Source organism: Vibrio sp. Y51_MX_L26 (assembly GCF_024181935.1).
In the GTDB taxonomy this organism is placed as follows: Bacteria; Pseudomonadota; Gammaproteobacteria; order Enterobacterales; family Vibrionaceae; genus Vibrio; species Vibrio diabolicus.
On the sequence record NZ_JAMZAS010000003.1, the window covers coordinates 188110 to 202481 of the forward strand.

Here is a 14372-nt window from a genome sequence, read left to right on the forward strand (position 1 = left end):
TAACACTATAGCTACAGTGAATGAACTGTAGTACCCTACCTTTAATTACAATTAGTTATCGAGAGGCTTACACCTTGAGTGACATGGCAAAAAATTTAATTCTGTGGCTTGTTATCGCCGTCGTATTGATGTCGGTATTCCAGAGCTTTGGCCCTGGAGAAAGCAATGGCAGAACCGTGGATTACACCACGTTTGTACAGGAAGTTGGCCAAGGCCAGATTCAAGAAGCAACTTTTAAAGACGGTGAAATTAGCTTTGTTCGTCGTGGCGGCGGTGCCAAAATGGTCACTTACATGCCAGTGTATGACCAAAAGCTTCTAGATGACCTAATTAACCAAAACGTGAAAGTACAGGGCACGCCTCCAGAAGAGCAGAGCTTGCTTGGTACTATTTTCATTTCTTGGTTCCCAATGATCTTACTGATTGGTGTATGGATTTTCTTCATGCGTCAAATGCAGGGCGGCGGCGGTAAAGGCGCCATGTCTTTTGGTAAGAGTAAAGCTCGAATGATGAGCGAAGAGCAAATCAAGACCACCTTTGCTGACGTTGCAGGTTGTGACGAAGCAAAAGAAGACGTGAAAGAGCTGGTGGACTACTTGCGTGATCCAAGCCGCTTCCAAAAACTGGGCGGTAAGATTCCTACTGGTGTGTTAATGGTAGGTCCTCCCGGCACTGGTAAAACGCTTTTAGCGAAAGCCATTGCTGGTGAAGCAAAAGTACCGTTTTTTACCATCTCGGGTTCAGATTTTGTAGAAATGTTTGTGGGTGTCGGTGCATCTCGTGTACGTGACATGTTCGAACAAGCTAAGAAAGCAGCGCCTTGTATTATCTTCATCGATGAAATCGATGCGGTAGGTCGTCAGCGTGGTGCTGGTGTTGGTGGTGGTCACGATGAACGTGAGCAAACACTAAACCAAATGCTAGTAGAGATGGATGGTTTCGAAGGTAACGAAGGTATCATCGTAATCGCTGCAACTAACCGTCCAGACGTTCTTGACCCAGCGTTGCTACGTCCTGGTCGTTTTGACCGCCAAGTAGTGGTTGGATTGCCAGATGTACGTGGTCGTGAGCAGATTCTAAAAGTACACATGCGTAAAGTCCCTCTAGCAGGTGACGTAGAGCCTTCTCTAATCGCTCGTGGTACACCAGGCTTCTCTGGTGCTGATTTAGCAAACCTAGTCAACGAAGCGGCGCTATTTGCTGCGCGTGGTAACAAGCGTAACGTTTCTATGGTTGAATTCGAATTAGCGAAAGACAAAATCATGATGGGTGCCGAGCGCCGTTCAATGGTGATGTCTGAAGAGACAAAAGAGTCAACGGCTTATCACGAAGCAGGTCACGCAATTGTTGGTCGTTTAGTACCTGAGCACGATCCAGTGTACAAGGTGTCGATCATTCCACGCGGTCGCGCGTTGGGTGTGACTATGTACCTACCAGAGCAAGACCGTGTCAGCATGTCTCGCCAGCACCTAGAGTCTATGATCTCTAGCTTGTACGGTGGTCGCCTAGCAGAAGAACTTATCTACGGTGCTGATAAAGTCTCAACAGGCGCGTCAAACGATATTGAACGTGCAACTGATATTGCTCGTAAGATGGTTACTCAATGGGGTTTCTCTGAAAAGCTTGGTCCTCTACTGTATGCAGAAGATGAAGGTGAGGTGTTCCTTGGTCGTAGCGTGACTCAGACTAAGCATGTATCTGACGATACGGCGAAACTGATTGATGATGAAGTTCGTCAAATCATTGACCGCAACTATGACCGTGCGAAGAAGATTCTTCAAGAAAACATGGATATCATGCATGCGATGAAAGATGCGCTGATGAAGTATGAAACCATTGATGCTCGTCAAATTGATGATTTAATGGAGCGCAAAGCTGAAATTCGTGAGCCTGCGGGTTGGAGTGATAACTCAACTGGCAAACCTGAAGACAGCGAGAAGCCTCAAGCAAAGCCAGAAGTTAAAGAAGAAGCAACGGACGCTGCGAAAGATGCAGAAAAGTCTAGCTCTCCAGAAGCGACTTCTAGCGAAGCGCCTGAAAAGAAAGACTCTGAATAAAGAGTGTTGATAATAATAAACCCCGAGTTATCTCGGGGTTTTTGTGTTTATGATGATGATTACAGCAAATAACAAATCTTTAGATCTTTCCCGTCCACATGTTATGGCCATTCTAAATGTGACTCCGGATTCCTTTTCCGATGGTGGTAAATACAACTCGATTGAACTCGCCCTTGCTCAAGTTGATAAAATGATAAAGGCTGGTGTAAGCATTGTTGATGTTGGTGGGGAGTCGACAAGGCCTGGCGCGCCAGATGTGTCTCTAGAAGAAGAACTTCGACGTGTTGTCCCAGTAATCAAGGCCATTCGTGAAAAGTACGATGTGTGGATTTCGGTCGATACCAGTAAAGCGGAAGTTATGCGTCAAGCAATTGATGCTGGGGCTGACTTGATCAATGACATTCGATCTTTGCAAGAGCCTGGTGCTCTCGAAGTCGCAGCAGAAGCAAAGCTTCCAATTTGTCTGATGCATATGAAAGGTCAACCTAGAACCATGCAAGTTGCACCTCATTATGATGATGTGATGAGCGACGTATCAGCCTTTCTAGAAGAACGTATCGCGGCATGTGAAGCAGCAGGGATTGATAAATCTCAACTGATTCTCGATCCTGGATTTGGCTTTGGCAAAACGATAGAACACAATTATCATATGCTCGCTCATCTTGAAAAGTTTCATGAATTCGGCCTGCCAATTTTGGCTGGCATGTCTCGTAAGTCAATGATTTTTAAGTTGTTGGATAAGCCAGCGGCTGAATGTACAAATGCGAGTGTCGTTTGCGCTACGATTGCAGCAATGAAAGGCGCGCAGATCATTCGTGTGCATGACTTTGAAGAGACAATCGAAGCAATGAAAGTTGTTGAGATGACGAAAAGCAATATTTAAAAATAATAAAGGAAAGTTTATGTCGAATAAAAGACGTTACTTTGGTACTGACGGTGTGCGCGGTAAAGTAGGACAATACCCAATCACTCCGGACTTCGTACTTAAGCTTGGCTGGGCTGCTGGTCGTGTACTAGCAAAACAAGGCACAAAGAAAGTTATTATAGGTAAAGATACGCGTATCTCCGGTTATATGCTTGAATCTGCATTAGAAGCAGGCCTTGCTGCAGCGGGACTTAAAGCAACATTTACTGGTCCAATGCCAACCCCAGCAGTGGCATATTTAACTCAAACTTTCCGCGCAGAGGCGGGGATTGTGATTTCTGCATCGCATAACCCATATTACGACAACGGCATTAAATTCTTTTCTTCTGAAGGTACTAAGCTACCTGACGATATCGAGTTGGCGATTGAAGCTGAGCTGGATAAAGACATTGAATGCGTTGAGTCTGCAGAACTTGGTAAAGCCACTCGTCTAAATGATGCTGCTGGCCGTTACATCGAATTCTGTAAGAGTACTTTCCCATCTGAATTGAGTCTTGCAAACTTTAAAATCGTAGTAGATTGTGCGCACGGTGCAACGTACCACATTGCTCCAAATGTCTTCAAAGAGCTTGGCGCAGAAGTTATTGCAATGGGCGTAGAGCCTAACGGCATCAACATTAATGAAGAAGTGGGCGCAACAGATGTTCGTGCGCTTCAAAAGCGTGTCGTTGAAGAGCAAGCGCACCTTGGTTTAGCATTTGATGGTGATGGTGACCGTATCATTATGGTCGACCACCTTGGCAACAAAGTCGATGGCGACCAAATTGCTTACATTATTGCTCGTGATGCTCTTCGTCGTGGCGAGCTAAAGGGTGGTGTAGTTGGTACGTTGATGACTAACTTGGGCATGGAAAATGGCTTAAAGCAGCTAGGCATTCCATTCGTTCGTGCCGCTGTTGGTGACCGTTATGTCATGGAACAACTGCTAGAAAAAGGCTGGAAAATTGGTGCTGAAAACTCAGGCCATGTGATCTTATTAGATAAAGTCACCACGGGCGATGCGATTGTTGCAGCACTGCAAGTGCTTGCTTCTGTAGTTGGCAGCGATATGTCTTTGCATGAGCTATCGCAAGGCATGACGTTGTATCCTCAGGTTCTAGAAAATGTCCGCTTTGCAGGGGAAAGTAATCCTCTTGAAGCTCAAGCAGTACTAAACGCCGTCGCCGAAGTAGAAGCTACGCTGGGTGATAAAGGACGTGTATTGCTGCGTAAATCTGGCACAGAGCCTTTGATTCGCGTTATGGTGGAAGGTGAGGATGGCGAGTTAGTTCAAAGCTCTGCATTGAAAATTGCCGAAGCTGTAAAAGCAAGTTGTTAATCATTGCGTTAAAGTGTGCAGTGTATGAAAAGGGCATCTTTTGCCCTTTTTTTGAGCGCTTAGCGCATTGGCATTGATTTTTTACTAATTTTCCCTTGTCAGCGTTACCGGCTTTCGCTAGTATTGCTCCGCCTCCCGTTAGGAGGTCGCTAGCCTTGTTCAATTATGATTTATTCTCTTGAACGGCGCTGGCTCAACAATTTGGAACATAGGTGGAAAAAATGTTTTCAGTTCTACTTGTGATTTACCTGTTGGCAGCGCTTGGTGTGATTGGCCTTGTGTTGATTCAACAAGGTAAAGGCGCAGATATGGGAGCCTCGTTCGGTGCTGGTGCTTCAAACACAGTGTTTGGTGCTGGCGGCTCAGGTAATTTCTTAACCCGAACAACTGCTATTTTAGCAACCGTATTCTTTATCGTTAGCTTGTTGCTTGGTCGTATGTCTACGCACCAGACTGAATCACAATGGGTAGACCCAACATTAGGTCAACCAGTTGTTGAACAAGTTAAGGATGCAGCGAGTGAAGTTCCAGCCCCTGCGGGTGATGAAATTCCTCAATAAGCTGTAAGGTTTTGATGCCGAGATGGTGAAATTGGTAGACACGCTAGCATGAGGTGCTAGTGCCTTAGGTGTGAGGGTTCGAGTCCCTCTCTCGGCACCATGTATTTACAAACTTGTAAATCACTTGTTTGCGAGTATAATGCTCAGCAAGTCGGACGCGGGGTGGAGCAGCTTGGTAGCTCGTCGGGCTCATAACCCGAAGGTCGTCGGTTCAAATCCGGCCCCCGCAACCAATCTCTTTCTTTAAGAAGAAATCGTAGATTGGCAAGTTTGCGTAGTGCTAACCACACTACGAGTTAAGAGAAGCATTTGTTGGCTATTCTTAACGTATCAGGGTCCAGCAGCATAAAACCCCGACTATCGGGGTTTTTTGTTATCTGAGCTTTTTGAAATAGCTCAGAGACTGCTTGGTTTTTTGATTGGGCTCTGAGCCCTTTTTTTGTTTCTGGAGTGGTTAAATGACTGGTTTAGAAAGACAACTTACTGAAATGCTTGAAGCACCAGTAGAGGCATCAGGCTATGAGTTGGTTGGATTAGAATTCATTCGTGCAGGCGCGCACTCAACGTTACGCATCTACATTGACCATGAAAATGGTATTAACGTGGACGACTGTGCAGAAGTTAGCCACCAAGTTAGTGCGGTTTTAGACGTTGAAGATCCAATTTCTGTTGCTTACAGCCTAGAAGTGTCTTCTCCAGGTTTAGAAAGACCACTTTTTAAAGCAGCACATTACGAGCAATTTATTGGTCACGAGGTCAGCATCGTATTGAAAATGGCTGTAGCAAACCGTCGTAAGTGGAAAGGTATTATCCACGGCGTTGATGGCGAAACAGTGGCAATTACTGTAGACGGTCAGCAAGAAGAGTTTGCTCTAAGTAACATTTCCAAAGCTAACCTGATCCCTAAATTTTAGTTCCCTAAAAAAGTTTAAGCTTAGAGGCTAAATACAATGAGTAAAGAAATTTTAGCGGTAGCAGAAGCGGTATCGAACGAAAAAGCGGTACCTCGTGAGCGTATCTTTGAGGCTCTTGAGATTGCTCTAGCAACTTCTACAAAGAAAAAATATGAAATCGAAATCGACGTACGTGTTGCCATTGACCGTAAAACTGGTGAGTTTGTGACTTACCGTCGTTGGTTAGTTGTTGATGATGTTGAGAACCCTACAAAAGAGATCTCACTAGAAGCAGCACAGTACGAAGATGACTCAATCGAGCTTGGCGACTACGTAGAAGACGAAATCGAATCAGTAACGTTTGACCGTATTACGACTCAAACGGCTAAGCAAGTTATCGTACAAAAAGTTCGTGAAGCTGAACGTGCACAAATCGTTGAGCAGTTCATCGACAATGAAGGTGATCTAATCACTGGCGTTGTGAAAAAAGTAAACCGCGACACAATCGTACTTGACCTTGGTAACAACGCTGAAGCGGTAATCCTACGTGATGACCAACTTCCTCGTGAAAACTTCCGTCCAGGCGACCGCGTTCGTGGTCTTCTTTACAAAGTCGCGCCAGAAGCACGTGGTTTCCAACTGTTCATCACTCGTTCTAAGCCTGAAATGCTGGCAGAACTATTCCGTGTTGAAGTGCCTGAAATCGCTGAAGATATTATCGAGTTGAAAGGCGCGGCACGTGATCCTGGTTCTCGTGCTAAGATCGCTGTCAAAACAAATGACAAACGTATCGACCCTGTAGGTGCGTGTGTTGGTATGCGTGGTGCACGTGTACAAGCTGTTTCTGGCGAACTTGGTGGTGAGCGTATCGATATTGTGCTTTGGGATGATAACCCAGCTCAATTCGTTATCAACGCAATGGCGCCAGCTGATGTTGCTTCTATCATCGTTGATGAGGATGCACACTCAATGGACATCGCAGTTGAAGCTGACAACCTAGCGCAAGCTATCGGTCGTAACGGTCAAAACGTGCGTCTAGCATCTCAGCTAACAGGTTGGGAACTGAATGTTATGACAGTTGCTGATCTTCAGAAGAAACACGCTGAAGAATCACAAGCATCTATTGAAAACTTCATGAAGTACCTAGATATTGAAGAAGACTTCGCTCAACTTCTTGTTGAAGAGGGTTTCTCAACGCTAGAAGAAATCGCATACGTGCCAGTTAACGAGCTACTAGAAATCGATGGTTTGAATGAAGAACTAATCGAAGAGCTTCGTGGACGTGCAAAAGATGCACTAACGACGATCGCACTAGCACAAGAAGAGTCTTTTGAAGGTCTAGAACCAGCTGAAGATCTGCTTGCACTTGAAGGTCTTGAGCGTGAGATGGCATTTAAATTGGCAGCGAAAGGTGTAGCGACACTGGAAGATCTTGCTGACCAAGGTATTGACGATTTAGAAGGTATCGAAGGCCTGACCGAAGAACGTGCAGGTGAGCTAATTATGGCCGCACGTAACATCTGTTGGTTCGGCGAAGAAGCATAATTTTCGGCAAGGAGGAAGCGGCATGACACAATTAACAGTTAAAGCACTGAGTGATGAGATTGGTACGCCAGTCGACCGCTTGATTGAACAACTTGCTGACGCTGGCATTAAAAAGGCGAGCTCTGACAATGTTACTGATGAAGAGAAGCAGAAGCTTCTCTCTCATCTAAAGAAAGAACACGGTGATAAATCAGGTGATTCAGAGCCGACTCGCCTTACGCTTCAGCGTAAAACTCGTAGTACACTTAGTGTGAACGCGGGTGGTGGTAAGAGTAAGAATGTTCAGGTTGAGGTGCGCAAAAAACGTACATACGTGAAGCGCAGCACAATTGAAGATGAAGCGAAACGTGAAGCTGAAGAAGCAGCACAACGTGAAGCAGAAGAAGCAGCAAAACGTGCAGCAGAAGAAGCTGCAAAACGTGAAGTTGAAGAAGCTGCAAAACGTGAAGCTGAAGAAGCTGCAAAACGTGAAGCTGAAGAAAAAGCGAAACGTGAAGCTGAAGAAAAAGCGAAGCGAGACGTAGATACGAATGCACAACGTAATGCTGAAGAAAAAGCAAAGCGTGATGCTGAAGAGAAAATTAAGCAAGAAGCAGCGCGAAAAGAGGCCGACGAGCTTAAACGTCGTCAGGAAGAAGAAGCTAAGCGTAAGGCTGAAGAGGAAAGTCAGCGCAAGCTTGAAGAAGCTCGCGAATTGGCTGAAAAGAATAAAGAGCGTTGGTCTGCTGCAGAAGAGAAAAAGGGTGATATGGAAGATACAGATTACCATGTAACGACTTCACAATACGCACGTGAAGCCGAAGATGAAGCAGATCGCAAAGTAGAGAGCGGTCGTCGTAAGAAGAAAAAAGCTTCAGGTAAAGACGACCAAGCTCGCGGTGGCCGTAACAACCAACGTGGCGGTAGAGGTCGTAAAGGCAAACTTGCTAAACCGACTTCAATGCAGCATGGCTTTGATAAGTCAGCAACGGTTGCTAAGCAAGACGTTGTAATTGGCGAAACGATCGTTCTATCAGAACTTGCTAACAAGATGTCGGTTAAAGCGACAGAAGTTATCAAAGTAATGATGAAGATGGGCGCTATGGCGACTATCAACCAAGTGATCGACCAAGAAACAGCACAACTTGTTGCTGAAGAAATGGGCCATAAGGTAGTTCTTCGTAAAGAGAACGAACTGGAAGAAGCGGTACTATCTGACCGTGACACTAACGCGGAAGCAGTTCCACGTGCTCCAGTTGTTACTATCATGGGTCACGTTGACCACGGTAAAACGTCAACACTTGACTACATCCGTCGCACACACGTTGCTTCTGGCGAAGCGGGTGGTATTACTCAGCACATTGGTGCGTACCACGTTGAAACAGACAACGGCATGATCACGTTCCTTGATACTCCTGGACACGCAGCGTTTACTGCAATGCGTGCTCGTGGTGCTCAAGCAACAGATATCGTTGTTCTTGTAGTTGCAGCAGACGATGGCGTAATGCCACAAACAGTAGAAGCGATTCAGCACGCGAAAGCGGCAGGCGTTCCTCTAATTGTTGCTGTGAACAAGATCGATAAAGAAGACGCGAACCCAGATAACGTTAAGAACGAGCTTGCTCAATACGACGTTATTCCTGAAGAGTGGGGCGGTGAGAACATGTTCGTTCACATCTCTGCTAAACAGGGTACAAACATCGATGGTCTTCTAGAAGCAATCCTTCTTCAGTCTGAAGTTCTTGAACTTACAGCTGTAGCTGAAGGCATGGCATCTGGTGTTGTTGTTGAATCTCGCCTAGATAAAGGTCGTGGTCCAGTTGCAACAGTACTTGTTCAATCAGGTACACTAAACAAAGGCGACATCGTTCTTTGTGGTCAAGAATACGGCCGTGTTCGTGCAATGCGTGATGAGCTAGGTAAAGAAATTACTTCGGCTGGCCCATCTATCCCTGTAGAGATCCTAGGTCTTTCAGGTGTACCATCTTCAGGTGATGAAGCAACAGTAGTTCGTGACGAGCGTAAAGCGCGTGAAGTAGCTAACTACCGTGCTGGTAAGTTCCGTGAAGTGAAACTTGCTCGTCAGCAGAAATCTAAACTAGAGAACATGTTCTCTAACATGACTGCTGGTGAAGTTGCTGAACTTAACGTTGTACTTAAAGCAGACGTTCAAGGTTCTGTAGAAGCAATCGCAGACTCACTAGTTAAGCTATCTACTGACGAAGTTAAAGTGAACATCGTTGGTTCTGGTGTTGGTGGTATTACGGAAACTGACGTAGTACTAGCGGAAGCTTCAAACGCAATCATCCTTGGCTTTAACGTTCGTGCAGATGCTTCTGCTCGCCGTGCTGTAGAAGCCGCAGCTGTTGACTTACGTTACTACTCAATCATTTACCAATTGATTGACGAAGTTAAACAGGCAATGGGCGGTATGCTTGCTCCAGAATTCAAGCAAGAGATCATTGGTCTTGCTGAAGTTCGTGACGTGTTTAAGTCACCGAAACTGGGCGCTATCGCTGGTTGTATGGTTACAGAAGGTGTGATCAAGCGTAACAACCCAATCCGTGTACTACGTGATAACGTTGTTATTTACGAAGGTGAACTAGAGTCACTACGTCGTTTCAAAGATGACGTTCAAGAAGTTAAGAATGGCTACGAATGTGGTATCGGCGTTAAGAACTACAATGATGTTCGCGTTGGTGACCAAATCGAAGTCTTCGAAATCGTTGAAATTAAACGTACTCTAGACTAATTGACTAAAATTACTAATATTGTCTTTGAAAGATAAGTAGTAATTGGTTGTTGAATACACCATGGGGGGCTGGCTTTGACCAACCCCCCATTCTTTCTATATAAGAGTAAAGATATGTCAAAAGAATTTAGCCGCACGCAGCGCGTTGCACAGCAGCTGCAAAAAGAACTAGCGATGATCCTTCAACGTGAAGTTCGTGACTCACGCCTTGGCATGGTAACGATCTCAGACGTAGAAGTTTCTCGTGACCTTGCTTACGCAAAAGTATTTGTAACCTTCCTATGTGTGGGTGAGCAAACACCAGAATCATGTCTAGCTGCACTACGCGAGCACGAAGTGCACATTCGCATGATGTTAGGTAAGCGCATTCGCCTACGTCTAACGCCAGAAATCCGCTTCCATTATGACAATACGCTTGTTGAAGGTATGCGTATGTCTAACCTAGTGTCTGAAGTGGTAAGCTCAGACAAGAAAAAGCAAAAAGATTCTGGTCGTGAGGACGAAGAATAATGGCTCGTCGTCGTAAAGGTCGTCCAATTAATGGCGTTATACTGTTGGATAAACCAACAGGTATCTCTTCCAATGATGCACTGCAAAAAGTAAAGCGAATCTACTTTGCTGAGAAAGCAGGCCACACTGGTGCCTTGGACCCATTAGCGACAGGCATGCTGCCAATTTGCTTGGGTGAGGCGACGAAGTTTTCTCAGTTTCTTCTAGATTCTGATAAACGCTACCGTGTGATCGCAAAGCTTGGTGAACGTACCAACACGTCTGACTCGGATGGTGAAGTCGTAGAGACACGTCCAATCGATGTTACGTTAGACAAGCTAGAAGCGTGCATTGAGAAGTTCCGTGGCGAATCTGATCAAGTACCTTCCATGTTTTCAGCGTTGAAATATCAAGGGAAACCCTTGTATGAATACGCTCGCAAAGGCATCGAAGTTCCGCGTGAATCTCGTAAGATCACGGTATACGAGATTGTTCTTCACCGTTTTGAAGGCGATGAAGTCGAGATGGAAGTTCATTGCTCAAAAGGCACCTACATTCGTACCATCGTGGATGACCTAGGCGAAATGTTAGGTTGTGGTGCGCACGTAACTATGCTTCGACGCACTGGTGTTGCGAAATACCCTTACGAGAAGATGGTGACACTTGAGCAACTGAATGAGTTACTAGAGCAAGCACACCGTGAAGAACGCGCTCCTCGAGAACTACTGGACCCATTGCTGTTACCAATGGATACAGCGGTAGAAGACTTACCAGAAGTCAACTTAGTGCCTGAACTGGCGGATATGGTTCAGCATGGGCAACCTGTTCAAGTATTTGGTGCGCCTACCGAAGGCTCACTTCGCCTTACCATGGGTGAAGAGCGTTTGTTTATTGGCGTTGGCGAAATGAACGAAGATGGCAAAATCGCTCCTAAGCGATTGGTCGTGTTCCGAGATGACGTCGCATCCAAGTAAATGATTGAAAATACCGACCTGAGTGTCGGTATTTTTATATTGCACGAGATAGGAAATTTCCCTATAATCCGCGCTTCGCGTAGCGGCTGAATCAGAGATTGGCTGCTACAACTTTAAACCTACTCTTATTAGGAGAGAATTATGTCTCTGAATGCAGAAACTAAAGCAGCAATCGTTGCAGAATACGCACAAGGCGAAGGCGACACTGGTTCACCAGAAGTTCAAGTAGCTCTACTTACAGCTTCTATCAACCACCTACAAGGTCACTTCAAAGCGCACAAAGGCGATCACCACAGCCGTCGTGGTCTTCTACGCATGGTTTCTCGTCGTCGTAAGCTTCTAGATTACCTAAAAGGTAAAAACCTAGCTCGCTACCAAGACCTAATCAAACGTCTAGGCCTACGTCGCTAATCAGCGACTGCATAGCAGTTTGTCTAAAAAGGGGCTTTATGCCCCTTTTTTGTTGCCTAAATTTAGCCAAATTAGACTTATGCCGTTATAATACTGGCGGCTAAACCTCGTAAGAGGTTTTCTCAAAAGCTCATAGCATTACAGTCAACCACGTCGACCAAAAGGTCGCGACTATTCAAAAGGAATTTCCGAGTTTCTTTTTACTAGTCGCGATTCGTAATGTCTTGAGTGTCAATTAACACATCTAAGATTTCTTTAAGCACTAAAGGAAGATTAGAAACAAGGAATAACAATGTTCGAAAAACCAGTTGTTAAAACGTTCCAGTACGGTAACCACACAGTTACTTTAGAAACTGGCGTTATTGCACGTCAAGCTACAGCAGCAGTTATGGTCACAATGGATGATACGTCTGTATTCGTATCTGTTGTAGGTAAAAAAGAAGCCGTTGCAGGTCAAGACTTCTTCCCACTAACGGTTAACTACCAAGAGCGTACTTACGCTGCGGGTAAAATCCCAGGCGGTTTCTTCAAGCGTGAAGGTCGTCCTTCTGAAGGCGAAACGCTAACAGCTCGTCTAATCGACCGTCCAATCCGTCCGCTATTCCCAGACGCGTTTAAAAACGAAGTTCAGGTTATCGCGACAGTAATGTCTGTAAACCCAGATGTTCAGCCAGATATCGTTACAATGATCGGTACTTCTGCTGCTCTTGCTATCTCTGGCATTCCATTCAACGGCCCTATCGGTGCGGCGCGTGTTGGTCATATCGATGGTCAGCTTGTACTTAACCCTAGCCAAACTGAACTAGAAGCTTCTAAGCTTGATCTTGTTGTTGCTGGTACAGAATCAGCCGTACTGATGGTTGAATCAGAAGCGGACAACCTAACTGAAGAAGAAATGCTAGCAGCGGTTGTTTACGGTCATGATCAACAACAAGTTGCTATCAAAGCTATCAACGAATTCAAAGCAGAAGTAGCAACTCCTGCTTGGGATTGGGTTGCTCCTGAAGAAAACACAGCACTTAAAGATAAGATTGCTGAGCTAGCAGAAGCGAAGCTTGTTGAGGCTTACAAAATCACTGAGAAGATGGCTCGTTACGACCGTATCAATGAGATCGCTGCGGAAGTAAATGAAGTTCTTCTTGCTGAAGATCCTGAAGCGGATACAAAAGAAATTCACACTATCTTCCATGATCTAGAGAAAACAGTCGTACGTCGTAGCATCATCGCGGGTAACCCTCGTATTGATGGCCGTGAAAAAGACATGGTTCGTGCACTAGATGTACGCACTGGTGTTCTTCCTCGCACACACGGTAGCGCACTATTCACTCGTGGTGAAACTCAGGCTATCGTGACGGCAACTCTAGGTACTCAGCGTGATGCTCAAATCATTGATGAGCTAACAGGCGAGCGTAAAGATCACTTCCTACTGCACTACAACTTCCCTCCATACTGTGTAGGTGAGACTGGTTTTGTAGGTTCTCCTAAGCGTCGTGAAATCGGCCACGGTAAACTGGCTAAACGTGGTATCGCAGCAGTAATGCCATCAGTAGATGAGTTCCCATACACAGTACGTGTTGTATCGGAAATCACTGAATCTAACGGTTCATCTTCAATGGCTTCTGTATGTGGTACGTCTCTTGCGCTTATGGACGCAGGTGTGCCAATCAAGTCTTCTGTTGCGGGTATCGCAATGGGCCTTGTTAAAGAAGGCGACGACTTCGTTGTTCTTTCTGACATCCTTGGTGACGAAGACCATCTAGGTGATATGGACTTTAAAGTAGCAGGTACTAACACTGGTATCACTGCTCTTCAAATGGACATCAAGATCGAAGGCATCACTAAAGAAATCATGCAAATTGCGCTTAACCAAGCTCAAGGCGCACGTAAGCACATCCTATCTGTAATGGATGAAGCAATCTCTGGTGCCCGTGAAGACATCTCTGAATTTGCTCCTCGTATTCACACGATGAAGATCAGCGCAGAGAAGATCAAAGACGTTATCGGTAAAGGTGGTGCAGTTATCCGTGCTCTAACTGAAGAGACTGGTACAACTATTGAAATCGAAGACGACGGTACTATCAAGATTGCTGCAACTGAAGGCACTGCTGCGAAAGAAGCTATCCGCCGTATCGAAGAGATCACTGCTGAAGTTGAAGTTGGCCGTATCTACACGGGTAAAGTTGCACGTCTAGCTGACTTCGGTGCATTCGTAACGGTTCTTCCAGGCAAAGATGGTCTCGTACACATTTCTCAAATCGCCGAAAAACGTGTTGAGAAAGTGTCTGACTACCTAGCTGAAGGCCAAGAAGTTCAAGTTAAAGTTCTTGAAATCGACCGCCAAGGCCGTGTACGTCTAAGCATGAAAGAAGCGGTAGAAAAGCCAGCTGAAGAAGCTGCTGCTGAAGCACCAGCTGCGAAAGACGAGTAAGACAAAATGAGACTTTCAGCCTTTTATTAGATTAAGGGCCT

At 45.5% G+C, this 14372-nt stretch carries 11 protein-coding genes and 2 tRNA genes; all 13 read left to right on the forward strand.

Features of this window, described 5'->3' with window-relative positions:
• Positions 1-83 precede the first annotated feature (83 nt).
• Complete coding sequence (ftsH, locus tag NL645_RS09495) at positions 84-2057, forward strand: ATP-dependent zinc metalloprotease FtsH (protein WP_048625946.1); 1974 nt, start codon at positions 84-86, stop codon at positions 2055-2057.
• A gap of 52 nt (positions 2058-2109) precedes the next feature.
• On the forward strand, positions 2110-2940 hold the full coding sequence (gene folP, locus NL645_RS09500; protein WP_150919625.1) for a dihydropteroate synthase: 831 nt from the start codon (positions 2110-2112) through the stop codon (positions 2938-2940).
• Positions 2941-2959: 19 nt separating this feature from the next.
• Positions 2960-4300 carry a phosphoglucosamine mutase gene (gene glmM / locus NL645_RS09505; RefSeq protein ID WP_005394663.1) on the forward strand — a complete coding sequence of 447 codons (1341 nt, stop codon included), beginning with the start codon at positions 2960-2962 and terminating at the stop codon, positions 4298-4300.
• Positions 4301-4521: 221 nt separating this feature from the next.
• Positions 4522-4860, forward strand: a complete 339-nt coding sequence (gene secG, locus NL645_RS09510) for a preprotein translocase subunit SecG (protein WP_005380080.1) — start codon at positions 4522-4524, stop codon at positions 4858-4860.
• Between the two features lie 16 nt (positions 4861-4876).
• Positions 4877-4960, forward strand: a tRNA-Leu gene (locus tag NL645_RS09515).
• Positions 4961-5016: 56 nt separating this feature from the next.
• Positions 5017-5093, forward strand: a tRNA-Met gene (locus NL645_RS09520).
• A gap of 225 nt (positions 5094-5318) precedes the next feature.
• Entirely contained in the window at positions 5319-5774 is a 456-nt protein-coding gene (rimP, locus tag NL645_RS09525) for a ribosome maturation factor RimP (protein WP_114323596.1), read from the forward strand.
• A gap of 36 nt (positions 5775-5810) precedes the next feature.
• On the forward strand, positions 5811-7298 hold the full coding sequence (gene nusA / locus NL645_RS09530) for a transcription termination factor NusA (protein WP_005380084.1): 1488 nt from the start codon (positions 5811-5813) through the stop codon (positions 7296-7298).
• 22 nt (positions 7299-7320) lie between these two features.
• A complete protein-coding gene (gene infB, locus NL645_RS09535; RefSeq protein WP_253651621.1) occupies positions 7321-10029 on the forward strand; it encodes a translation initiation factor IF-2 in 2709 nt (902 codons plus the stop codon).
• Between the two features lie 114 nt (positions 10030-10143).
• Entirely contained in the window at positions 10144-10539 is a 396-nt protein-coding gene (gene rbfA / locus NL645_RS09540; RefSeq protein WP_005394657.1) for a 30S ribosome-binding factor RbfA, read from the forward strand.
• On the forward strand, positions 10539-11492 hold the full coding sequence (gene truB / locus NL645_RS09545; RefSeq protein WP_005394656.1) for a tRNA pseudouridine(55) synthase TruB: 954 nt from the start codon (positions 10539-10541) through the stop codon (positions 11490-11492). Before rbfA ends, truB begins: the two co-directional genes overlap by 1 nt.
• A gap of 141 nt (positions 11493-11633) precedes the next feature.
• Complete coding sequence (rpsO, locus tag NL645_RS09550) at positions 11634-11903, forward strand: 30S ribosomal protein S15 (RefSeq protein ID WP_005380094.1); 270 nt, start codon at positions 11634-11636, stop codon at positions 11901-11903.
• Positions 11904-12195: 292 nt separating this feature from the next.
• On the forward strand, positions 12196-14331 hold the full coding sequence (pnp, locus tag NL645_RS09555; protein ID WP_253651622.1) for a polyribonucleotide nucleotidyltransferase: 2136 nt from the start codon (positions 12196-12198) through the stop codon (positions 14329-14331).
• Positions 14332-14372 lie beyond the last annotated feature (41 nt).